We start from the raw sequence: 21652 nt of genomic DNA on the forward strand, positions 1-21652 counted from the left end.
CTTCCCTTAAGCCGCATCGCGCTTGGCGTCGTTGCGGTAAGCCGCTACCGCATCGATCAAGGCTTGAAGAATCTCGGCGCTCTCGCCAATCACCGACAGGTCGGCCCGCTTGATCATGTCGCAGCCAGGGTCCAGGTTGATGGCCACCACCTTGTCGCAGGCACCAATGCCTTGCAGGTGCTGGATCGCCCCGGAAATGCCCACCGCCACATACACCCGTGCGGTGACCCAGGTGCCGGACGCACCGACCTGACGGTCGCGCGCCATGAAGCCATCGTCTACCGCCACGCGGGAGGCGCCTTCGGTGGCGCCCAGGGCTTCGGCCGTCCTGTGGAAAAGTCCCCAGTCCTTGACGCCGTTGCCGCCGGAGAAGATGAACTCGGCTTCGGCCATCGGAATCGCTGCCGGGTCCACCGCCACGGCACCCAAATCCTCAATGCGCGACAGACTGCGGGCCACGGCTGTGGATAACTCCACCGGCAATGCTTCGTGACGGGTTTCGCTGACCGGTTCGGCGCATTCGGCCGCCGCCAGAATCAGTCGCGCAACCGGGCGTACAAGGTCCTGCAGGCCAGCACCGGCGCGGCCGATGCACTCTTGATCCTTGATCTGCCAGACCCGCGTGGCCGGGCGTTCACCCAGCGCAGCGGCAAAGCGCCGGCCGAGCTCGCCGCCACCGCTGCGGCTGTCCGGCAGCAGCCAGTGACGTGGGCTGAACTGGTTATCCACAGCCCGCAGACCCTGGACCCGTTGTTCCGGTGCATAACCGCTGAACTCTTCGCCCGCCAGTACCAACAGGCGATCGACGCCAGCCGTAGCAAAGGCATTCTCTTTGTGTTCGCCGAAGACCACGGCCAACACCGCGCCTTCCTTGCCGGCCAACTGATGAGCCAGGCCCAGCAAGTCGCGGTCGTGACTGCTCAAACGGCCGCCGACCATATCCGGCACCACGCTGATGTAGTACGCCGGTTGCGGCACTTGATGCAGCGGCAATTGCACTTCAACGGCGGCCGAGCGTTTGCTCGCCCCACCCTGTTGAGCGCCGCTACGGTCAATCCGCTTGATACCGTTAGGGCCGATGAAACCGATGCCATGCACATTCTTGCGGATGAGGCCGTTAGGGCCCATCCAGCTGTGTTGCGCTGGTTGCATGGCCGCGTGCAGCGGGTGCAGGCGGTTACGGGCAATCCATTCAGCGCGGGGGTCGCGGCGGATAATGTCGCTCATCAGTGAGCCTCCGCAGGTTCACGTTGGGCCGGCGTGGTCGGCTTGCTCGGAGCCGCGTCTTCAAGCAACGCGTCTGCCACCAGTTCGGCGATGTCCTTGATCAGCGGCCGGGGTTCGACCACACCTTCGAGCATCGCGGTGCACTGTGGACAGCCCACGGCCACCAGTTCGGCGCCGGTTTCACGGATGTCCTCCATGCGCATGTCGGGAATCCGCTGCTTGCCCGGAATGTCGGTGATCGGTGCACCGCCGCCACCGCCGCAGCAGCGCGAGCGGAAACCGGAACGTTGCATTTCCTTGATCTCGATACCCAGGGCGCGCAGCACTTCACGCGGCGCCTCGTATTCGCCGTTGTAGCGACCGAGGTAGCACGGATCGTGGTACGTCACGCTGCTGCCTTTGTGCTGACCGAGGTTGAGCGCGCCAGCGCCGATGATTTCCGCCATGTAGGTGCTGTGGTGCTGCACGACGTAGTTGCCATCGAAGGCGCCGTACTCGTTTTTCAACACGTGGAAGCTGTGCGGGTCGCACGTGACAATGCGGTTGAAGCTGTACTTGGCCAGGGTCTGGATGTTGCGTTTGGCCAACAGCTGGAAGGTCGCTTCATCGCCCAGACGGCGGGCCACGTCACCGCTGTCGCGCTCTTCGAGGCCCAGCACGGCAAAGTCGACCTTGGCCGCTTTCAGCACTTTGACGAAGGCACGCAGGGTGCGCTGGTTGCGCATGTCGAAGGCACCGTCGCCGACCCAGAACAGCACGTCGACGGATTTCTTGTCGCTGAGCAGATTCAGGTTCAAATCCGCCGCCCAGTTCATCCGGCCGCCTGGCGCGAAGCCGCCAGGGTTATCGGTGGCGATCAGGTTTTCCAGGACTTCGGCGCCCTTGTTCGGGGTCGCGCCTTTTTCCAGGGTCAGATGGCGGCGCATGTCGACGATGGCGTCGACGTGCTCGATCATCATCGGGCATTCCTCGACGCAAGCGCGGCACGTGGTGCATGACCACAGCGTCTCAGCGTCTACCAGGCCGTTGACGATCGGTTGATGCGGATTGCCGGCATGCTCGCCGATGGCTTTGCCTGGATACGGACTGCCGGCGAACTTGGCATCGGTGCCGCCCGCCAGACCGACCACCATGTCCTGAATCAGCTTTTTCGGGTTCAGCGGCTGGCCGGCGGCGAACGCCGGGCACGCGGCCTCACATTTACCGCACTGCACGCAGGCGTCGAAACCGAGCAGTTGGTTCCAGGTGAAATCCTTGGGTTTTTCCACGCCCAGCGGCGCGGTCGGGTCGTTCAGGTCCAGCGGCTTCAAACCGGTGGAACGACCGCCGTTAAAGCGTTCGGCGCGACGGTGCCAGGCCAGGTGCAGCGCACCGGCGAAGGCGTGCTTCATCGGGCCGCCCCAGGTCATGCCGAAGAACAATTCCGAGACGCCCCACAGCACGCCGATTCCGAGAATGATCGCCAACAGCCAGCCACCGAAGTTTTCCGGAAGAATGCCCGCCACCGGCAGGGTTACCAGGAAGAACGACGCGGAGAAAGCCAGCAGGCTTTTCGGCAGGCGCATCCACGGCCCCTTGGACAAACGGGCCGGCGGGTTGCGCCGACGCAGGTATACAAAGATCGCACCGACGAACATCACGGCCGTCATCAGCAGCAGTGCATAACCGAGGAAGCGGTTATGCAGTCCGAAACCGTGAACCAGAATCGCCAGCACGATGGACGCCACTGCACCACCGGCCGTGGCGACGTGGGTGTTGGCAATGTATTTGTCCCGCGCGACGACATGGTGCAAGTCGACCATGTAGCGCTTGGGCATGGCGAAGAGGCCGCCGATCAGGTCGACCTTCGAGGCACGACCTCGGCGCCACATTGCCACCCGCCGCAAGGCGCCCAGAACCGCAAGGCCCAAGGCAGCGAACAACAGGATTGGAAGAAGGGTGTTCAACATGTGGAGCTCCCAAAGACCGCAAGGTCTTGCAGGCTTAACTAGCTGGATGCCTTGCCCGATTCCCTGTGTAGGAGCGAGCTTGCTCGCGATGGAGATAAACGATGACGCGTGCGGTCAGGAAAAACGCGTCGCCTTCAAATTCATCGCGAGCAAGCTCGCCCCTACAAGGGTTATCCACAAGCTCTTAGAAATCCTTGCACAACCGCAGCGCGTCGTAGATCGCCGCGTGGGTGTTGCGCTGCGCCACACAGTCGCCGATGCGGAACAGCAAGTAGCCGTCGCCCGCCTGGCTCAGTGATGGCTGCGGCTTGATCGCGAACAAGGCTTCGATGTCCATCTGGCCTTTGTTGCGCGAGCCTTCCTTCAGCGCGTAGTAGATTTCTTCGTCCGGACGCACGCCGTTTTCGACGACCACCTGGTCCACCACCCGCTCCTCTTTGGCGCCGGTGTATTCGTTTTCCAGCACCGCCACCAGCTTGTCGCCTTCGCGGTAGACCTTCTCCAGCATCATGTCCCCGGTCATGATCACTTCTTTGGGGTACATGCTGCGGTAGTACGTCGGGAACGATGTACCGCCAATCGCCACACCTGGCTTGATGTCGTCGGTGACGATCTCGACCTGGCTGCCCTTGTCGGCGAGGAAGTCCGCGGTGGACATCCCGGTGAATTCGCAAATGGTGTCGTAGACCAGCACATTCTTGCCCGGTGCCACCTTGCCATCGAGGATGTCCCAGCTGCTGACCACCAGGCCTTCAGCCGCGCCCCAGTGCTCGTTCTGCTCCAGGAAGGGATGGCCGCCGACGGCGAGTACCACGACGTCCGGACGCAGGTCGAGAATGGTCGCCGCATCGGCCGCCACGCCCAGGCGCAGATCGACTTTCAGACGGGCCAGTTCCAGCTGGAACCAGCGCGTGATACCGGCGATCTGGTCCCGTTGCGGCGCTTTCGAGGCAGTGGTGATCTGCCCGCCAATGAATTCTTTTTTCTCGAACAGGGTCACGTCGTGGCCTCGTTCGGCCGAGACGCGAGCGGCTTCCATCCCGGCAGGGCCGGCACCGACCACCACGACTTTGCGCTTCACACCGGTCGATTTCTCGATGATGTGCGGCACGCCCATGTATTCACGGGAAGTCGCGGCGTTCTGGATGCACAGCACGTCCAGACCCTGGTACTGACGGTCGATGCAGTAGTTGGCGCCGACGCATTGTTTGATCTGGTCAACCTGGCCCATTTTGATCTTGGCGATCAGATGAGGGTCGGCGATGTGGGCGCGGGTCATGCCGACCATGTCGACGTAACCACCTTCCAGAATGCGGGTCGCCTGGTTCGGGTCCTTGATGTTCTGCGCGTGCAGCACCGGTGCCTTCACCACTTCCTTGATACCGGCGGCCAGATGCAGGAACGGCTCCGGTGGATAACTCATGTTCGGAATAACGTTGGCCAGGGTGTTGTGGGTGTCGCAACCCGAACCCACCACGCCGATGAAGTCGATCATGCCGGTGTCGTCGTAGTACTTGGCGATCTGCTTCATGTCTTCGTGGGACAAGCCGTCCGGGTGGAATTCGTCACCGCACAGACGGATGCCGACGCAGAAATCCGGGCCGACTTCAGCCCGCACAGCCTTCAGCACTTCCAGGCCGAAACGCATGCGGTTCTCGAAGCTGCCGCCCCATTCGTCGGTACGCTTGTTGACTCGCGGGCTCCAGAATTGGTCGATCATGTGCTGGTGCACCGCCGACAGTTCAACGCCGTCCAGGCCACCGGCCTTGGCGCGGCCAGCTGCGGTGGCATAGTTGCCGATTACCCGCCAGATTTCTTCCGGCTCAATGGTTTTGCAGGTCGCGCGGTGCACCGGTTCACGGATGCCCGACGGCGACAGCAGGGTTGGCCAATGCTCGCCATCCCAGCGGGAGCGACGGCCCATGTGGGTTATCTGGATCATGATCTTGGCGCCATGCTTGTGCATGGCATCGGCCAGGTTCTGAAAGTGCGGAATGATCCGGTCGTCGGCCAGGTTGACCGACTTCCACCAGCCTTGCGGGCTGTCGATGGCCACGCTGGAGGAACCGCCGCAAATCGCCAGGCCGATCCCGCCCTTGGCTTTCTCTTCGTAATACTTGACGTACCGGTCGGTGGTCATGCCGCCGTCGGTGGCATAGACCTCGGCGTGCGCGGTGCTGAGCACGCGGTTGCGGATGGTCAGTTTGCCGATCTGGATCGGCTGGAACATTGCTTCGAAAGCCATGGCGGGTTCCTCGACTTACAACGGCTTGACGGTGAACAAACCGTCGTCGTGGCCTTCTTCGGAGCCACCGTAGACTTGTTCGGCAACGGTGCGAATCTTGCTGCCGCGGGCGTGCAGAATCTGGTCCATCGCGCCGGCGAACCAGCCCGTGAACATGTAGTCGACCTTGCGCCCGACCTTGCCGTAGACGTAGACGAATGCCGAGTGTTCGAGCTTGACGCTGGCGGTGCCTTTGTCGAGGTCGATATCCTGGATCTTGAACAGGCCCCAGCCGCGTTGCGACAGGCGCTTCATGTAGTGTTCGAACACCGCGACGCCTTCCAGGCCGTGGCATTCCGCTTCTTTTTCACACCAGTGCCAGGCGGACTTGTAGCCGGCCTTGTAGAGGATTTCAGCGTAGGCGTCAGCGCCCAGCACTTCCTCGATGCCCATGTGGTTGTTGACGAAGAAATGACGTGGCACGTACAGCATCGGCAGGGCGTCGGAGGTCCAGACACCGGTTTCGCTGTCGACTTCGATTGGCAATTGCGGGGCGATCTTGGCCATGGAAACTTAACTCCAGAAAATTCGTGGTGTGTTTTGCGTAGCAGCTGCCGAGGTACGAGGCTGCGTTGCGTGTCCGTAGGACCGCCCTCGGGGGCCGCTTCGCAGCCCGACGCAGCCTCGTACCTCGGCAGCTGCTACAAGGGATCGTTGTTCAAAGTGGGCTTATTCGCCCCAGACGTCTTTCAAGACGTTGACCCAGTTCTCGCCCATGATCTTGCGGACCACGCGCTCGGAATGGCCACGCTTGAGCAGCGTCTCGGTCAGGTTCGGGAACTCGCCGACGGTGCGGATGCCCAGCGGGTTGATGATCTTGCCGAAGCTGGTCAGACGACGGGCGTAGCCCTTGTCGTGGGTCAGGTATTCGAAGAAGTCCTGGCCATGACCCTGGGTGAAGTCGGTACCGATGCCGATGGCGTCTTCACCAACGATGTTCATGGTGTATTCGATGGCTTCGGCGTAATCGTCGATGGTCGAATCGATGCCCTTGGCCAGGAACGGCGCGAACATGGTCACACCGACGAAACCGCCGTGATCGGCAATGAATTTCAGCTCTTCATCGGATTTGTTGCGCGGGTGAATTTTCAGACCCGACGGCAGGCAATGGGAGTAGCAGACCGGCTTCTTCGATTCGAGAATGACTTCTTCCGAAGTTTTCGAGCCAACGTGGGACAGGTCGCACATGACGCCGACACGGTTCATCTCGGCGACGATCTCACGACCGAAGCCCGACAGGCCGCCATCGCGCTCGTAGCAGCCGGTGCCTACCAGATTCTGGGTGTTGTAGCACATCTGTACGATACCGACGCCCAGCTGCTTGAAGACTTCGACATAGCCGATCTGGTCTTCAAAAGCGTGAGCATTCTGGAAACCGAAGAGGATGCCGGTCTTGCCCTGCTCCTTGGCTTTGCGGATATCGGCGGTGGTGCGCACCGGAATCACCAGGTCGCTGTTCTCGCGGATCAGCTTCTGGCTGGCGGCGATGTTGTTGACGGTGGCCTGGAAGCCCTCCCACACCGACACGGTGCAGTTGGCTGCGGTCAAACCGCCCTTGCGCATGTCTTCAAACAGCTCACGGTTCCACTTGGCAATAATCAGCCCGTCGATAACGATGCTGTCGGCGTGCAATTCGGCTGGGCTCATCAGGCTGTCCCCTATTAGCGATTCATGCGCCGAATCATGTGCCGGCGCTTTGGGGCCAGCATATGCCTGAGGGACGGGGCAGCCGGGTGCAAAAACGACAGGGGGTTTGCCGAAAGCGTCAATCCGCGACAAAGGGTCGTCGATGGGGGTGATCGCCCTCCTGTTCAAGGGCCGCCGCATGAGCCAGAATTCGCCGCATTACTGAATAAGCACTGAAAAAAGGGGCTGTGGCGCAATGAGAACGATCTTCCTGGCTTTGGCACTAATAGCGACCGGCGTACACGCGGCTGAAGAGTCCGACGACAACCCCTGCGACAAAGTCGAAAACGACGTCCAGACCCTGGAATGCTCGGTCTTCAGCAAAACCACCGCCGAGCAATTGCTCAAAGAAAACTACCAGGGCCTGAACGAGCGCATGCAAACGGCCTATGGCAAGAACCCGGCCCAACTGGCCGACATCACCGCCAAGCTGAAGGTTGCTCAACAGCAATGGTTGAAGACACGGGATGCCGATTGCGCAGTTGAAGCGTTTCCAGCGACGAGCGGTAGCAAGGCGTTCACCATTGCGCAGAATGATTGCGTGGCAAGAATGAGTGATGAGCGGTCGGAGTTTTTGGAGTCGATATTGCAGGAGTGATCCTGCGCCGATCAGCTTGAGCTGTAAGCTGCACGCCATCAGCCTGTTAAGGAATTCCAATGAACATCTGCGGCATCGAAATCAAAGGCAGCGAAGCGATCATCGCCGTGGCCACTCTCGACGGTCAGGCCCTGAGCCACGTCGCCTTGACCACCAAGAAAATCGCCCTGGACGATGACGACGAAGCCGCGAACGTCAAAGTCTTTGCCGCTCAGGTGGCGTCGTTTGTACGCGAGAATTCCATCGACCGGATTGCAATCAAGAAGCGCAGCAAGAAAGGCGAATTCGCGGGTGGGCCAACCACGTTCAAGATCGAAGGGGTTTTTCAGTTGCTGGAGAATTGCGAGGTCACGCTGCTGTCGCCGCAAACCATCAATGCGCAGAACAAGAAGTTCGACTTTGAACTGCCGGCGACGCTGAACAAGTATCAGCATGAGGCTTACAAAGCGGCTTGTTCAGCATTGATGAAGAAGTAGCCTCCAGTCAACGCAGATCAACTGTGGGAGCGAGCCTGCTCGCGATGGCGGTGTGTCAGCCAGCATCAATATTGAATGTGCCGGCCTCTTCGCGAGCAGGCTCGCTCCCACAGGGGTCCATGGTGCTGTCGAAATCTGCGTTTAGACCAACTCCCGCCCATCCCCCAACCGCCGCCGGTCCTCACGCGGGCACCGCTCAAACTTCGCCCGGTAACTGCGGGTGAAATACGACGGTGATTCAAACCCGCACGCAATACTCACTTCCAGCACACTCATGTCCGTCTGTCGCAGCAACTGCCGCGCCTTCTCCAGTCGCAAGCGCAGGTAGAAGTTGCTCGGGGTGTCGTGCAAATGCAGACGAAACAAACGCTCAAGCTGGCGCCGCGTCACTTTGATCGATTCTGCCAATTGCAGCGTGCTCAGCGGCGGTTCGCTGTGCTGCTCCATTTCACCAATCACCTGCACCAACTTCTTGTTGTTGATGCCATAACGCGTGGCGACTTCCATGCGCTGGTGGTCTTTGCGTGGGCGGATGCGGCCGAGCACGAATTGTTCGCTGACCTGGATCGCCAGTTCCGGCCCGTGGGCCTGGGCGATGAGGTCGAGCATCAGGTCGATGGAAGCGGTGCCGCCGGCAGAGGTGATGCGGCGGCGGTCGATCTCGAACAGCTCCTGGGTGACGCTGAGCTGTGGGTAAGACTCCTTGAAGGCGTCGATGGCTTCCCAGTGCAAGGTCAGGCGATGGCCGTCGAGCAGGCCGGATTCAGCGAGGATGAAGCTGCCCGTGTCGATGGCGCCGAGGGTCACGCCCTCGTTGTCCAGCCGGCGCAGCCAGTGTTCCAGCGCCGGGGTGGCGAACTTCAGCGGCTCGAACCCGGCGACGACCAATAAGGTTGCGCCTTTCTTCAGCGGTTCGAGCGCCGCGTCGGCGTTGACCGACATGCCGTTGCTGGCCAGCACCGCCCCGCCATCGGCGCTTAGCACATGCCAACGATACAGTTCGCCGCGAAAGCGATTGGCGACCCGTAGCGGCTCGATGGCCGAAATGAAACCGATGGCCGAGAAACCCGGCATCAACATGAAGTAGAAATCCTGGGACATGGAGCGCCCTCGGTTGACGGGTAGCGTGTGGACGTTGATACGCCAGTTGCAACCAGCATTCAAGAGGACAGGTCGCTACAGTGCAAGAGCTGGTCGCCGCCGTGCGCTTTATACCGCGTATAGCTGCGTAACTTGGCATCACCGGCGCACGAAGACGCCCGGACCCACAATAATGAACTGCCGAGGAACCCGAGATGAAACGACTGATCAGCAGCTATGTTCTTGCACTCAGCGGTACCGCTTTCCTGAGCGCCAGTGTCATGGCAGCCGAACCCGCGTCCTGCCAGAACGTGCGCATGGGCGTAGTCAACTGGACTGACGTAATCGCCACCAGCGCAATGACCCAGGTCCTGCTCGATGGCCTCGGCTACAACACCAAACAAACCAGCGCGTCCCAGCAAATCATTTTCGCCGGGATCCGCGATCAGCGCCTGGACCTGTTCCTCGGCTACTGGAACCCGCTGATGACTCAGACCATCACGCCATTCGTGACTGGCAACCAGGTCAAAGTGCTTCAGGCACCCAGCCTCAAAGACGCCCGCGCCACCCTCGCCGTACCGACTTACCTCGCCGACAAAGGCCTGAAAACCTTCGCCGACATCGCCAAATTCGAAAAAGAACTGGGCGGCAAGATCTACGGCATTGAGCCGGGTTCGGGCGCCAACACCCAGATCAAGGCAATGATCGCCAAGAACCAGTTTGGCCTCGGCAAGTTCCAGTTGGTCGAGTCCAGCGAAGCCGGCATGCTCGCGGCGGTGGATCGTGCCGTTCGACGCAACGAAGCGGTGGTGTTCTTCGGTTGGGCGCCGCACCCGATGAATGTCAACGTGAAGATGACGTACCTCACCGGCAGCGACGACGCCCTCGGCCCGAACGAAGGCATGGCCACGGTCTGGACCGTCACATCGCCGAACTACGCGCAGCAATGCCCGAACATTGGCCGGTTGCTGAGCAACCTGACCTACACCGCCGAAGACGAGAGCCGGATGATGCAGCCGCTGCTGGATCACAAGGACGCACTCGCGTCGGCCAGGCAATGGCTCCAGGATCATCCGCAAGACAAGCAACGCTGGCTCGAAGGCGTGACCACCTTCGATGGCAAACCGGCTGCTGACAATCTGAAACTGACCAGTAAATAAACCTCGACTGAATCACCGATTCGCAGCCCGTAACGGGCTGCGAACAGACTCATCACGCCTGCAAGGAACCGCCTCATGAACCACGACGTCATCATCACCTGCGCACTCACCGGTGCTGGCGACACGACCGCCAAGAGCCCACACGTGCCGGTCACCCCGAAACAAATCGCCGCTGCCGCCGTGGAAGCCGCCAAGGCCGGCGCCACCGTAGTCCACTGCCACGTGCGTAACCCCGAAACCGGCAAGTTCAGCCGCGACGTGGCGCTGTACCGCGAAGTGATGGAGCGCATCCGCGAGGCGGACGTCGACATCATCGTCAACCTCACCGCCGGCATGGGTGGCGACCTGGAAATCGGCGCGGGCGAGAATCCGATGGAGTTCGGCCCGAACACCGACCTGGTCGGCCCGTTGACCCGCCTGGCCCATGTCGAAGCGTTGCTGCCGGAAATCTGCACCCTCGATTGCGGCACCCTGAACTTCGGCGATGGCGACACCATTTACGTCTCCACCCCGGCCCAGCTGCGCGCTGGCGCCAAACGCATTCAAGAGCTGGGCGTGAAGGCCGAACTGGAGATTTTCGACACCGGTCACCTGTGGTTCGCCAAACAGATGATCAAGGAAGGCCTGCTCGATGACCCGCTGTTCCAGCTCTGCCTGGGCATCCCGTGGGGCGCGCCGGCCGACACCACCACCATGAAAGCCATGGTCGACAACTTGCCAGCCAACGCGGTATGGGCCGGCTTCGGCATCGGTCGCATGCAGATGCCGATGGCGGCGCAAGCGGTGCTGCTGGGCGGCAACGTGCGGGTTGGCCTGGAAGACAATATCTGGTTGGACAAAGGCGTGCTGGCGACCAATGGCCAACTGGTCGAACGCGCCTCGGAAATCCTCAGCCGTCTCGGCGCCCGCGTTCTGACACCGGCTGAAGGTCGGGCAAAAATGGGCCTGACCAAGCGCGGTTAAACCCACACATAACCCTGTAGGAGCGAGCTCGCTCGCGAAAAAGGTACAGCCGACGCCACTCAGCGCCTGGAATACCCTCGCGAGCAAGCTCGCTCCTACAGGGATTACCGAATTCCTTTAGGACGTCGCCATGACTTTCATCACCGAAATCAAAACCTTCGCCGCCCTGGGCAGCGGTGTCATCGGCAGTGGCTGGGTATCCCGCGCCCTCGCCCACGGCCTCGATGTCGTGGCCTGGGACCCGGCGCCAGGCGCCGAAGCCGCGCTGCGCAAACGCGTCGCCAATGCCTGGGGCGCGCTGGAAAAACAAGGGCTGGCGCCTGGCGCTTCGCAGGATCGGCTGCGCTTTGTCGCGACCATTGAAGAATGCGTTCGCGATGCCGACTTCATTCAGGAAAGCGCTCCGGAACGCCTCGATCTGAAACTTGAGCTGCACGCCAAAATCAGCGCGGCGGCCAAGCCCGATGCACTCATCGGTTCCAGCACTTCCGGGCTGTTGCCGAGTGAGTTTTACGAGAGTTCGACGCACCCGGAACGCTGTGTGGTCGGGCACCCGTTCAACCCGGTTTATCTGCTGCCCTTGGTGGAAGTGGTGGGTGGCAAGAACACCGCCCCGGAAGCCATTCAAGCGGCGATTAAAGTTTACGAATCCCTGGGCATGCGCCCGCTGCATGTGCGCAAAGAAGTGCCGGGGTTTATCGCCGACCGTTTGCTCGAAGCGCTGTGGCGTGAGGCGCTGCACCTGGTCAACGACGGTGTGGCGACGACCGGTGAAATCGACGACGCGATTCGTTTTGGCGCGGGCCTGCGCTGGTCGTTCATGGGTACGTTCTTGACCTACACCCTGGCGGGTGGCGATGCGGGCATGCGCCACTTCATGGCGCAATTTGGACCGGCATTGCAACTGCCGTGGACTTATCTGCCAGCGCCGGAGCTGACCGACAAGTTGATTGATGATGTGGTGGATGGCACCAGCGATCAGCTGGGCAAACACAGCATTTCTGCACTGGAACGCTATCGTGATGATTGTTTGCTGGCGGTGCTGGAGGCGGTGAAAACCACCAAAGAGAAGCATGGGATGGCCTTCAGCGAGTAATGAGTCAACAGGTCTGGCCCCATCGCGAGCAAGCTCACTCCCACAAGTTTTGCGCGGTCCCTGTGGGAGCGAGCTTGCTCGCGATGACGGCAGCCCAGTCACTACACATCATGGATCCTCATCATGCCCACCCTCACCACCTACCAAACCAAAATCATCCCCGACTGGGTCGACTACAACGGCCACCTGCGCGACGCCTTCTATCTGCTGATTTTCAGCTACGCTACCGACGCGTTGATGGACCGGCTGGGCATGGACAGCAACAACCGCGAAGCCAGCGGCAACTCACTGTTCACCCTCGAACTGCACCTCAACTACCTCCACGAAGTGAAACTCGACGCGGATGTAGAAGTGCACACCCAAATCATCGCTCACGACAGCAAACGCCTGCACCTCTATCACAGCCTGCACGTGCCGGGCGACGACAAGGAACTGGCGGGCAATGAACAAATGCTGTTGCACGTCGACCTCGCCGGCCCGCGATCCGCGCCGTTCAGCGAAGACACCTTGAGCAAGCTCCAGGCCATCGTTGCCGAGCAAGCCGACCTGCCCCTCCCCGACTACATTGGCCGAGTGATTGCGTTACCTTCAAAAAAATAAAAAGGAGATCGTCATGAACACCGCTGCCGCTTTCGCCGACTTCCGTACTTATCCGTTGATCAGCGCACTGACAGGCGTGCAGGCGCTGGCGGATCGCGTACTGGTGACGTGGGCCGACCATCGCATCAGCCCCTTTCATCATCAATGGCTGCGGGACAACTGCCCGTGTCCGTCGTGCGTCTACACCGTGACCCGCGAACAGGTACTGGAAATTGTCGACGTCCCGGAAAATCTGATGACGACACAGACCAGAGTCGATAGTGAAGGTTGCCTGTGCGTTCAGTGGCAGGACGGTCACCTCAGCCGCTTCGACCCGGGCTGGCTGCGCGCCCACGCCTATGACGACGAGTCCCGCGCCGAACGTCGCGCGGGCAAACCAAAAGCCAGTCTCTGGAACAGCGATTTAACGCTGCCAGTGTTCGAATACCAGGCGCTGATGAACGATGCCGAGGCCTTGTTGCAATGGCTGCTGGCGGTGCGCGATATCGGCTTGACCCAAGTCCGTGGCGTGCCCACCGAGCCCGGCTCGCTGAAGCTGATCGCCCAGCGCATTTCCTTTATCCGCGAGAGCAATTTCGGCGTGCTGTTCAATGTGCAATCCAAGGCCGACGCCGACAGCAACGCCTACACCGCGTTCAACCTGCCATTGCACAGCGACCTGCCGACTCGGGAGTTGCAACCGGGGCTGCAATTTCTGCATTGCCTGGTCAATGACGCCGACGGTGGCGAGAGTATTTTCGTCGACGGTTTTGCCATCGCCGAGGCCTTGCGCCGGGAAGACCCCGAGGCGTTTCAAGCCTTGTGTGAAATCCCCGTGGAATTCCGCAACAAGGACCGCCACAGCGACTACCGTTGCCTGGCGCCGATCATCGCGCTGGATGCTGTGGGGCAGGTCTCGGAAATCCGCATGGCGAACTTCTTGCGCGGCCCGTTCGATGCCTCAGTGGAACAAATGCCCAGGCTGTATCGCGCTTATCGTCGCTTTATTGCCATGACCCGCGAGGCGCGATTCCGGGTGATGACCCGCCTCAACCCCGGCGAATTGTGGTGCTTCGACAACCGCCGCACCCTCCACGCCCGCAACGCCTTCGACCCCGCCAGCGGTGCCCGGCACTTCCAGGGTTGCTATGTTGATCGTGATGAATTGCTGTCGCGTATTTTGGTTTTGCAAAGGTAAACCGCGTCATCGTTCATCGCGAGCAAGCTCGCTCCCACAGGGTTTACGTGACCCAATGTGGGAGCGAGCTTGCTCGCGATGGCATCAGCCCAAACACCACACTCCTTCCTGATTCACAGGCAAAAAAAACCCCGATCAAGCCGTGACAGGATCGGGGCAGAAGGTACTGTTGAGGAGCCGATGCGCGAGGGTGACCAAACCTTCGTGAAGCCAGCTGAATCCAGTGTGCCCACTCTCTCCTCTCTCAAGTTAGTCGAAAACGACCTGTTCATAGGTATAGCGGCCATTGCGACAAATCGCCCTTGCCGCCACCCCGCACCCCTACCAGAATCGAGCCACGACACCGTTCCCTGAAGAAGGATTGCGTCATGATGTACGCCGATTTGATAGACCAGGAAGACCTGTTGGGCCAGCTTAAGGCGTTGGGATTTGCAGTGCCCCCTGGCGCCACCGCTGAGCAGGCCTGCGAATGCGCGGTACGGGGTTTGAACAACGAACGGGCGATGGAACTGCGGACCATGGTGAAGCAGATGTACACCAGCAGTGCGACCATCCTGCCGGCCGTGCGCCAGGCCATTGATAGGCAGTTGTTGCCGGCATTGGCGGAGTATCAGCAGAGCCGTAGCGCCTGATAAATCGCCTTCGCGAGCAGGCTCGCTCCCACAGGGAATCGCATACCCCTGTGGGAGCGAGCCTGCTCGCGAATGGAGCGCCTCGGTTTAAAGCCTTACGCTAGCGAAAGTCGACTCATTGCGCGCCTGACTCAGCGCCGACAACGGCCCGGACAACGGCGACAGCACCAGTGCTTGCGGCAGCGGCATCATCGCCACTTGTTGAGTGGTGTTGGAACCTACGCGCTCGTCACGCGGCGGAATGCCGAAGTATTCGCGGTAGCACTTGGAGAAGTGCGGCGTAGAAACAAAGCCACACACCGACGCCACTTCGATGATCGACATCGGCGTTTGCTTGAGCAGTTGCCGGGCGCGGATCAAGCGCAGTTTCAGGTAGTAACGGGACGGCGAGCAATGCAGGTATTTCTGGAACAGCCGCTCCAGCTGACGACGGGACACGGCGACGTACACCGCCAGTTCGTCGAGGTCGATCGGCTCTTCGAGGTTGGCCTCCATCAGCGCCACGATTTCCTGCAATTTCGGCTGGTTGGTGCCAAGCATGTGCTTGAGCGGCACACGCTGGTGATCCTGCTCGTTGCGGATGCGCTCGTAGACGAACATTTCCGAAATCGCGGCGGACAGTTCACGGCCGTGATCGCGGCTGATCAAGTGCAGCATCATGTCGAGCGGCGCGGTGCCACCGGAGCTGGTGAAACGGTTTCGGTCGAGGGTAAACAGCCGGGTGCTCATGGCCACACGCGGGAACGCTTCCTGCATCGAGGCCAGGCATTCCCAGTGTACGCTGCAATCGAAACCGTCCAGCAGGCCGGCACAGGCCAGGGCCCAGCTGCCAGTGCAGACCGCGCCGAGACGGCGGGATTGGCGCGCCTGGCTTTGCAGCCATGAAACGTGTTCGCGAGTAACCGTGCGCTGGATACCGATACCGCCACAGACAATCACGGTGTCCAGGGGCGGGGCTTTGTGCATGGAGCAGTCGGGAGTGATCTGCAGGCCGTCACTGGCCCAGACCTGACCGCCATCGACGGTGAGTGTGGTCCAGCGATACAGCTCGCGGCCGGACAATTGGTTGGCCATACGCAGGGGTTCGACTGCGGAGGCCAGAGAAATCAGCGTGAAATTGTCCAGCAGCAAAAAGCCGATGGATTGAGGCGCACGGTTCTGGGGTTGGGCCCCGGAGTTGAACGACGTCATCGCGGTATCTCCTCACACAAAGCGGGTGATGGCCTCAGGCGGAGGCTCTTGTTATTGCCATCGTTCTCGCGTGGGAGACGGGCTTTGTTATGACAGAGCAATTGCCATGCCTAAATTGAATGCGCGTTCAATAACTCCTGAAAACGACGTCGCGGCGCGTCTATATAAGCCGCGTCGAGAGGGGGAGTTATCAGTAGCAGGAAGGGCAGCAAGCGCTCTGTCCCGTTGCGTGTGAGCAAATCGGTAGCACTTGTGGGAACAGGGCTGCGAAGCCCTTGAAAGAGTGTCACCGCAAGCACGGGTGACGGACGGTCAGGGCTCGGTTGGATCCCTGACCCGCGGGTTAGTCGCTTACCTGTGAGCGACGCGCCAAAACGTGGCGTGTTTTGAATCGGGTGTTCATTTAGCGCGCAGTTTTGACTGGTCTGACGCTATCGCGAGCAGGCTCGCTCCCACAGGTGACCGAGTACTTTCAGGAGAACCGAGTCAAATGTGGGAGCGAGCTTGCTCGCGATGGGCTCAACTCGGTCTCAGCACTCAACCGCGCTGACAGCCAACCCACCCCGCGATGTCTCTTTATATTTGTCGTGCATGTCGGCACCGGTATCGCGCATGGTGCGGATCACCCGATCCAGCGAGATAAAGTGCTGGCCATCACCCCGTAGCGCCATCTGCGCCGCATTGATCGCTTTCACTGCCGCAATCGCATTGCGCTCGATGCAGGGCACTTGCACCAACCCGCCTACCGGGTCGCAGGTCAGACCGAGGTTGTGTTCCAGGCCGATCTCCGCCGCGTTGCACAATTGCTCCGGTGTGGCGCCGAGGATCTCCGCCAATCCGGCCGCCGCCATGGCGCAGGCCGAACCGACTTCGCCCTGGCAACCGACTTCGGCACCGGAGATCGAGGCGTTTTTCTTGCACAGGATCCCGACCGCCGCCGCACTGAGGAAATAGTCGACGACATTAGCGTCGGTGACTGCTTCGCTGAACTTCATAAAGTAGTGCAACACCGCTGGAATGATCCCGGCCGCGCCGTTGGTCGGTGCCGTTACCATGCGCCCGCCGGCGGCGTTTTCCTCGTTGACCGCCAAGGCGAACAGGTTGACCCATTCCATGGCGCTCAGCGTCGAGCCAATCACATTAGGCTTACCAAGCTCCTGCAGGCTGCGGTGCAACTTGGCCGCACGGCGGCGCACATTCAGGCCGCCGGGCAGGATGCCTTCATGTTTCAGGCCCTGGTCGACGCAATCCTGCATGGCGCGCCAAAGTTTCATCAGGCCGCTGCGAATCTCCTCCTCACTGCGCCAGACCCGCTCGTTAGCCATCATCAATTCAGACACGCGCAGGTTGTGCTGCTTGCAGAGGCTGAGCAGTTCGGCCGCACTGGAAAAATCGTAAGGCAACTCGGTGCGATCCAGATCGAGCACGCCGCTGGACGCTTGCGCCTCATCGACGACAAAACCGCCGCCGATGGAGTAGTAAGTGTCGCGATGCAACTCACCGTCCTCACCTTCGACAATCAGGGTCATGGCATTGGGATGGAACGGCAGGTTTTCGTCGATCAGGCGCATGTCGCGAGCCCAGATGAACGGGACCGACAAACGCCCATCGAGCAACAGCATGTGGGTTTCACGCAGGGTTTCGATACGCAGGCCGATTTGCGACGGGTCGATCGCATCCGGCCACTCGCCCATCAGGCCCATGATCACCGCGTTGTCGCTGCCGTGACCGATGCCGGTGGCCGACAACGAACCATACAGCTGAACTTCGATGCGCCGCACTTGCTCCAAAAGACCCTGTTCACGCAAACCTTGCACAAACAGCGCCGCGGCGCGCATGGGCCCTACGGTGTGCGAACTGGAAGGGCCGATGCCGATTTTGAACAGGTCGAAAACGCTGATAGCCATTACTGCCGAACTCCTGGATGTGCCAACTCCAGACGCAAAAGCGCCCAGTGACGGAGCTGCTACGCTCAAGCTGCAATCCGCCGATATGGCTGCATCATCAGTCTTTTACCGTGTCGTTCGACGTCTCACACCGACGTACTCTTGTCCACAAACGCCGCGGGCGTTTCACGCAGCGTTTTCGCCGTTTTTTTGCGGCTCAGAGGGGGAAATGGGGCTGAAAAAATCTGTATACGACGTCACCGACACTGGATGCGACCCTCCCTGTACTGGTTACGACGCACCCTGTAGGCGTCAGATTTTCACTGGTACATGATCGTATCGACTCGATTGCAAGGCGCCGTGGTAGAGCTGTCTCCAAAACGCCGTCCAACCGCAACTCATAAGTGCGGTGGTCCAGTCGGAACACTGCCAAAAAAAACACCAAGGAGTCCACCCATGAAAGGTTCCCCGTCGTTGTTGTTGGCCGCCATGCTGAGTCTGCCGTTACTGGCTCAAGCTGCAGAACCCGCTCAGTGCAGCACCGTAAACTTCTCTGATGTCGGCTGGACTGACATTACTGCAACAACCGCCACCACCAGCGTTGTGCTCGACGCCCTGGGCTACAAGACCAAAACCACGATGATTTCCGTGCCGGTGACCTACAAGTCCCTGGCCGACGGCAAGAATATGGACGTCTTCCTGGGTAACTGGATGCCGACCATGGAAAACGACATCAAGGCTTACCGTGATGCCGGCACCGTGGACGTCGTACGTACCAACCTCACTGGCGCCAAATACACCCTCGCCGTACCGCAAGCGCTGTACGACAAAGGGCTGCATGATTTCGCCGACATTGCCAAATTCAAAAAAGAACTCGACGGCAAGATCTACGGCATCGAGCCGGGTAACGACGGTAACCGTCTGATCCAGACCATGATTGACAAGAACGCCTTCGGTCTCAAAGACGCCGGCTTCAAAGTCGTCGAGTCCAGCGAAGCGGGCATGCTGTCGCAAGTCGACCGCGCTCAGAAACGCGATACCGCCGTGGTGTTCCTCGGCTGGGCACCGCATCCGATGAACAAGCGCTTCAAAATCCAGTACCTGACTGGGGGTGACGATTTCTTCGGTCCGGACTTCGGTGCCGCGACCGTTGCGACCAACACTCGCAAGGGGTATACCCAAGAGTGCAGCAACGTTGGTCAACTGCTGAAAAACCTGGAATTCACCGTCGACATGGAAAGCTCGCTGATGGGCAACATCCTGGACGACAAGATGAAGCCTGACGCGGCCGCCAAGGCCTGGCTCAAAAAGAACCCACAGGTGCTCGATACCTGGCTCGCTGGCGTGACCACCATTGACGGTAAACCAGGCCTGGAGGCCGTTAAAGCCAAGCTCGCGAAGTAATCGCTTACGCCGGGCGAGCTCGCTCCTCGCTCGCCCGGGCTGTTAATTTCCTTGCATGCGGACGTTCACTACCATGCTGATTGATCAGAAAATACCCTTAGGCCAGTACATCGCGAGCTTCGTTGAATGGTTGACGCAACACGGCGCCAGCACCTTCGACGCAATCGCCGTGACACTGGAAACGATGATCCACGGCGTGACTTTTGCGCTGACCTGGTTCAACCCGCTGGCATTGATCGGCCTCATCGCGCTACTGGCACATTTCATTCAACGCAAATGGGGCCTGACCGTTTTCGTCATCGCCTCCTTCCTGCTGATCCTCAATCTGGGGTACTGGCAGGAAACCATGGAAACCCTCGCCCAGGTGCTGTTTGCTACCTTTGTCTGCGTGATCATCGGCGTGCCATTGGGCATCGTCGCCGCGCACAAACCGATGTTCTACACACTGATGCGTCCGGTGCTCGATCTGATGCAGACCGTGCCGACCTTCGTGTACCTCATTCCTACCCTGACCCTCTTCGGGCTGGGTGTGGTCCCAGGTCTGATCTCGACGGTAGTGTTCGCGATTGCCGCGCCTATCCGCCTGACCTACCTGGGTATCCGCGATGTGCCCGCAGAATTGATGGACGCCGGTAAAGCCTTTGGCTGTTCGCGCCGTCAACTGCTCTCACGTATCGAACTGCCCCACGCCATGCCAAGCATCGCGGCCGGTATTACCCAGTGCATCATGCTGTCGTTGTCGATGGTGGTGATCGCGGCACTGGTGGGCGCCGACGGCCTGGGCAAACCCGTGGTCAACGCACTGAACACTGCTGATATCGCCCTGGGCTTCGAAGCTGGCCTGGCGATCGTACTGCTGGCGATCATGCTCGACCGTATCTGCAAACAACCCGACGCCAAAGTAGGGGGTGACGCATGAGCATTATTCGGTTCGAAGACGTCGACGTAATATTCTCGAAAGACCCGCGCGAGGCGCTCAAGCTCCTCGATCAGGGCATGACCCGCGACCAGATCCTGAAAAAGACCGGGCAGATCGTCGGCGTTGAAAAAGCCAGCCTGGACATCGAAAAAGGCGAAATCTGCGTGCTGATGGGCCTGTCCGGCTCCGGAAAATCCAGCCTGCTGCGCTGCATCAACGGCCTCAACACCGTCAGCCGTGGCAAGTTGTTCGTCGAGCATGAAGGCAAGCAGATCGATATCGCTTCCTGCACCCCGGCAGAACTGAAAATGATGCGCACCAAGCGCATCGCGATGGTGTTCCAGAAGTTCGCCCTGATGCCTTGGCTGACCGTGCGCGAGAACATCAGTTTCGGTCTGGAAATGCAGGGTCGCCCTGAGAAAGAGCGGCGCAAACTGGTGGACGACAAGCTTGAGCTGGTGGGCTTGGCCCAGTGGCGCAACAAGAAACCCGACGAGCTCTCCGGCGGTATGCAGCAACGTGTGGGCCTGGCCCGTGCGCTGGCGATGGACGCCGACATCCTGCTGATGGATGAACCGTTCTCGGCCCTCGACCCGCTGATCCGCCAAGGCCTGCAAGACGAACTGCTGGAGCTGCAAAGCAAGCTCAACAAGACCATCGTTTTCGTCAGTCACGACCTCGATGAGGCGCTGAAACTCGGCAGCCGCATCGCAATCATGAAAGACGGCCGCATCGTTCAGTACAGCGTGCCGGAAGAGATCGTGCTGAACCCTGCAGACGACTACGTGCGGACCTTCGTGGCCCACACCAATCCGCTGAACGTGCTGTGCGGTCGCAGCCTGATGCGCACGCTGGACAACTGTAAACGCATCAACGGTTCGGTGTGCCTCGATCCCGGTGGCGATTCGTGGCTGGACCTGGCCGAAGGCAACACCATCAAAGGCGCACGCCAGAACGGCGCAAGTCTGGACCTGCAGAACTGGGTGCCAGGGCAAGCGGTTGAAGGTCTGGGTCGTCGACCAACGCTGGTGGACTCGAACATCGGCATGCGCGATGCGCTGCAGATTCGATATCACACCGGCAATAAACTGGTGCTGCACGACAACAACAACAAAGTGGTCGGGATACTCGGGGACAGCGAGCTCTATCACGCATTGCTCGGCAAGAATCTGGGCTAAGACAGCAGACACAAAAACGCCGCGAGAGGATCGCGGCGTTTTTGTTAGTGCGCAGAACTTAATGTGGGAGCGAGCTTGCTCGCGATAGCGGTGGTTCAGTCAACATTGATGCTGACTGCTATGCCCTCATCGCGAGCAAGCTCGCT

General features: G+C 60.2%; 19 protein-coding genes. 11 read left to right on the forward strand and 8 right to left on the reverse strand.

Annotated elements, in window-relative coordinates; all coding sequences use genetic code 11:
- Positions 1–6: 6 nt before the first annotated feature.
- The 5 genes from etfA to AC1MDT_RS19930 form a co-directional block, all read right to left on the reverse strand.
- Positions 7–1227, reverse strand: coding sequence for an electron transfer flavoprotein subunit alpha (gene etfA, locus AC1MDT_RS19910; protein WP_480418601.1), 1221 nt, complete (start codon positions 1225–1227; stop codon positions 7–9).
- Positions 1227–3176, reverse strand: coding sequence for a dimethylglycine demethylation protein DgcB (gene dgcB / locus AC1MDT_RS19915; protein ID WP_480418603.1), 1950 nt, complete (start codon positions 3174–3176; stop codon positions 1227–1229). The genes etfA and dgcB overlap by 1 nt, the downstream gene beginning before the upstream one ends.
- Before the next feature lie 184 nt (positions 3177–3360).
- Complete coding sequence (gene dgcA, locus AC1MDT_RS19920) at positions 3361–5421, reverse strand: dimethylglycine demethylation protein DgcA (protein WP_480418604.1); 2061 nt, start codon at positions 5419–5421, stop codon at positions 3361–3363.
- Positions 5422–5436: 15 nt separating this feature from the next.
- A complete protein-coding gene (locus AC1MDT_RS19925) occupies positions 5437–5967 on the reverse strand; it encodes a DUF5943 domain-containing protein (protein WP_201115942.1) in 531 nt (176 codons plus the stop codon).
- Between the two features lie 162 nt (positions 5968–6129).
- On the reverse strand, positions 6130–7107 hold the full coding sequence (locus AC1MDT_RS19930; protein WP_008033250.1) for a dipeptidase: 978 nt from the start codon (positions 7105–7107) through the stop codon (positions 6130–6132).
- A gap of 235 nt (positions 7108–7342) precedes the next feature.
- On the opposite strand from AC1MDT_RS19930, the gene AC1MDT_RS19935 reads away from it, so the two are divergent.
- Both AC1MDT_RS19935 and AC1MDT_RS19940 read left to right on the forward strand, forming a co-directional pair.
- Positions 7343–7744: a lysozyme inhibitor LprI family protein gene (locus AC1MDT_RS19935; RefSeq protein ID WP_480418605.1), complete on the forward strand. Its 402-nt coding sequence runs from the start codon at positions 7343–7345 to the stop codon at positions 7742–7744.
- Between the two features lie 59 nt (positions 7745–7803).
- Complete coding sequence (locus AC1MDT_RS19940; RefSeq protein WP_480418606.1) at positions 7804–8220, forward strand: DUF3010 family protein; 417 nt, start codon at positions 7804–7806, stop codon at positions 8218–8220.
- Between the two features lie 141 nt (positions 8221–8361).
- Here AC1MDT_RS19940 and AC1MDT_RS19945 read toward each other — a convergent pair whose 3' ends face one another.
- A complete protein-coding gene (locus tag AC1MDT_RS19945; protein ID WP_201115939.1) occupies positions 8362–9321 on the reverse strand; it encodes a GlxA family transcriptional regulator in 960 nt (319 codons plus the stop codon).
- Between the two features lie 194 nt (positions 9322–9515).
- Between AC1MDT_RS19945 and choX the strand changes: the two genes are divergently transcribed.
- The 6 genes from choX to AC1MDT_RS19975 all read left to right on the forward strand — a co-directional run bounded on the left by choX (position 9516) and on the right by AC1MDT_RS19975 (position 14928).
- A complete protein-coding gene (gene choX / locus AC1MDT_RS19950; protein ID WP_480418607.1) occupies positions 9516–10460 on the forward strand; it encodes a choline ABC transporter substrate-binding protein in 945 nt (314 codons plus the stop codon).
- Between the two features lie 75 nt (positions 10461–10535).
- Entirely contained in the window at positions 10536–11423 is an 888-nt protein-coding gene (cdhC, locus tag AC1MDT_RS19955; RefSeq protein ID WP_480418608.1) for a 3-dehydrocarnitine:acetyl-CoA trimethylamine transferase CdhC, read from the forward strand.
- A gap of 130 nt (positions 11424–11553) precedes the next feature.
- Positions 11554–12519 (forward strand): L-carnitine dehydrogenase, encoded by a 966-nt coding sequence (locus AC1MDT_RS19960; RefSeq protein WP_480418609.1) that lies wholly within the window; start codon positions 11554–11556, stop codon positions 12517–12519.
- Between the two features lie 123 nt (positions 12520–12642).
- Complete coding sequence (locus tag AC1MDT_RS19965; RefSeq protein WP_480418610.1) at positions 12643–13119, forward strand: thioesterase family protein; 477 nt, start codon at positions 12643–12645, stop codon at positions 13117–13119.
- 13 nt (positions 13120–13132) lie between these two features.
- The gene (locus AC1MDT_RS19970) at positions 13133–14296 is read left to right on the forward strand and encodes a gamma-butyrobetaine dioxygenase (protein WP_480418611.1); all 1164 of its coding nucleotides are present in this window, start codon (positions 13133–13135) and stop codon (positions 14294–14296) included.
- A 368-nt stretch (positions 14297–14664) separates the two neighbouring features.
- Positions 14665–14928 (forward strand): hypothetical protein, encoded by a 264-nt coding sequence (locus AC1MDT_RS19975; RefSeq protein WP_046045296.1) that lies wholly within the window; start codon positions 14665–14667, stop codon positions 14926–14928.
- 87 nt (positions 14929–15015) lie between these two features.
- Here AC1MDT_RS19975 and gbdR read toward each other — a convergent pair whose 3' ends face one another.
- Positions 15016–16119, reverse strand: coding sequence for a choline metabolism transcriptional regulator GbdR (gbdR, locus tag AC1MDT_RS19980; RefSeq protein WP_480418612.1), 1104 nt, complete (start codon positions 16117–16119; stop codon positions 15016–15018).
- 530 nt (positions 16120–16649) lie between these two features.
- Positions 16650–18026 (reverse strand): L-serine ammonia-lyase, encoded by a 1377-nt coding sequence (locus AC1MDT_RS19985; protein ID WP_480418613.1) that lies wholly within the window; start codon positions 18024–18026, stop codon positions 16650–16652.
- A gap of 435 nt (positions 18027–18461) precedes the next feature.
- Between AC1MDT_RS19985 and AC1MDT_RS19990 the strand changes: the two genes are divergently transcribed.
- The 3 genes from AC1MDT_RS19990 to choV all read left to right on the forward strand — a co-directional run bounded on the left by AC1MDT_RS19990 (position 18462) and on the right by choV (position 21506).
- Positions 18462–19409, forward strand: a complete 948-nt coding sequence (locus AC1MDT_RS19990) for a choline ABC transporter substrate-binding protein (protein ID WP_201115931.1) — start codon at positions 18462–18464, stop codon at positions 19407–19409.
- A 73-nt stretch (positions 19410–19482) separates the two neighbouring features.
- Positions 19483–20328, forward strand: coding sequence for a choline ABC transporter permease subunit (choW, locus tag AC1MDT_RS19995; protein WP_123513218.1), 846 nt, complete (start codon positions 19483–19485; stop codon positions 20326–20328).
- Positions 20325–21506 carry a choline ABC transporter ATP-binding protein gene (choV, locus tag AC1MDT_RS20000; RefSeq protein ID WP_414906205.1) on the forward strand — a complete coding sequence of 394 codons (1182 nt, stop codon included), beginning with the start codon at positions 20325–20327 and terminating at the stop codon, positions 21504–21506. Before choW ends, choV begins: the two co-directional genes overlap by 4 nt.
- Positions 21507–21652: the final 146 nt, after the last annotated feature.

Source organism: Pseudomonas sp. ASL7, assembly GCF_056680375.1.

What these genes read in the sequence shown, in the direction of transcription:
- AC1MDT_RS19960 (WP_480418609.1), top strand. Translation starts at nt 11,554, where the DNA reads ATGACTTTCATCACCGAAATCAAAACCTTCGCCGCCCTGGGCAGCGGT.
- AC1MDT_RS19935 (WP_480418605.1), top strand. Translation starts at nt 7,343, where the DNA reads ATGAGAACGATCTTCCTGGCTTTGGCACTAATAGCGACCGGCGTACAC.
- choV (WP_414906205.1), top strand. Translation starts at nt 20,325, where the DNA reads ATGAGCATTATTCGGTTCGAAGACGTCGACGTAATATTCTCGAAAGAC.
- AC1MDT_RS19990 (WP_201115931.1), top strand. Translation starts at nt 18,462, where the DNA reads ATGAAAGGTTCCCCGTCGTTGTTGTTGGCCGCCATGCTGAGTCTGCCG.
- AC1MDT_RS19965 (WP_480418610.1), top strand. Translation starts at nt 12,643, where the DNA reads ATGCCCACCCTCACCACCTACCAAACCAAAATCATCCCCGACTGGGTC.
- AC1MDT_RS19945 (WP_201115939.1), bottom strand. Translation starts at nt 9,321, where the DNA reads ATGTCCCAGGATTTCTACTTCATGTTGATGCCGGGTTTCTCGGCCATC.
- AC1MDT_RS19970 (WP_480418611.1), top strand. Translation starts at nt 13,133, where the DNA reads ATGAACACCGCTGCCGCTTTCGCCGACTTCCGTACTTATCCGTTGATC.
- choW (WP_123513218.1), top strand. Translation starts at nt 19,483, where the DNA reads ATGCTGATTGATCAGAAAATACCCTTAGGCCAGTACATCGCGAGCTTC.
- dgcB (WP_480418603.1), bottom strand. Translation starts at nt 3,176, where the DNA reads ATGTTGAACACCCTTCTTCCAATCCTGTTGTTCGCTGCCTTGGGCCTT.
- cdhC (WP_480418608.1), top strand. Translation starts at nt 10,536, where the DNA reads ATGAACCACGACGTCATCATCACCTGCGCACTCACCGGTGCTGGCGAC.
- dgcA (WP_480418604.1), bottom strand. Translation starts at nt 5,421, where the DNA reads ATGGCTTTCGAAGCAATGTTCCAGCCGATCCAGATCGGCAAACTGACC.
- AC1MDT_RS19940 (WP_480418606.1), top strand. Translation starts at nt 7,804, where the DNA reads ATGAACATCTGCGGCATCGAAATCAAAGGCAGCGAAGCGATCATCGCC.
- etfA (WP_480418601.1), bottom strand. Translation starts at nt 1,227, where the DNA reads ATGAGCGACATTATCCGCCGCGACCCCCGCGCTGAATGGATTGCCCGT.
- AC1MDT_RS19975 (WP_046045296.1), top strand. Translation starts at nt 14,665, where the DNA reads ATGATGTACGCCGATTTGATAGACCAGGAAGACCTGTTGGGCCAGCTT.
- AC1MDT_RS19930 (WP_008033250.1), bottom strand. Translation starts at nt 7,107, where the DNA reads ATGAGCCCAGCCGAATTGCACGCCGACAGCATCGTTATCGACGGGCTG.
- gbdR (WP_480418612.1), bottom strand. Translation starts at nt 16,119, where the DNA reads ATGACGTCGTTCAACTCCGGGGCCCAACCCCAGAACCGTGCGCCTCAA.
- choX (WP_480418607.1), top strand. Translation starts at nt 9,516, where the DNA reads ATGAAACGACTGATCAGCAGCTATGTTCTTGCACTCAGCGGTACCGCT.
- AC1MDT_RS19985 (WP_480418613.1), bottom strand. Translation starts at nt 18,026, where the DNA reads ATGGCTATCAGCGTTTTCGACCTGTTCAAAATCGGCATCGGCCCTTCC.
- AC1MDT_RS19925 (WP_201115942.1), bottom strand. Translation starts at nt 5,967, where the DNA reads ATGGCCAAGATCGCCCCGCAATTGCCAATCGAAGTCGACAGCGAAACC.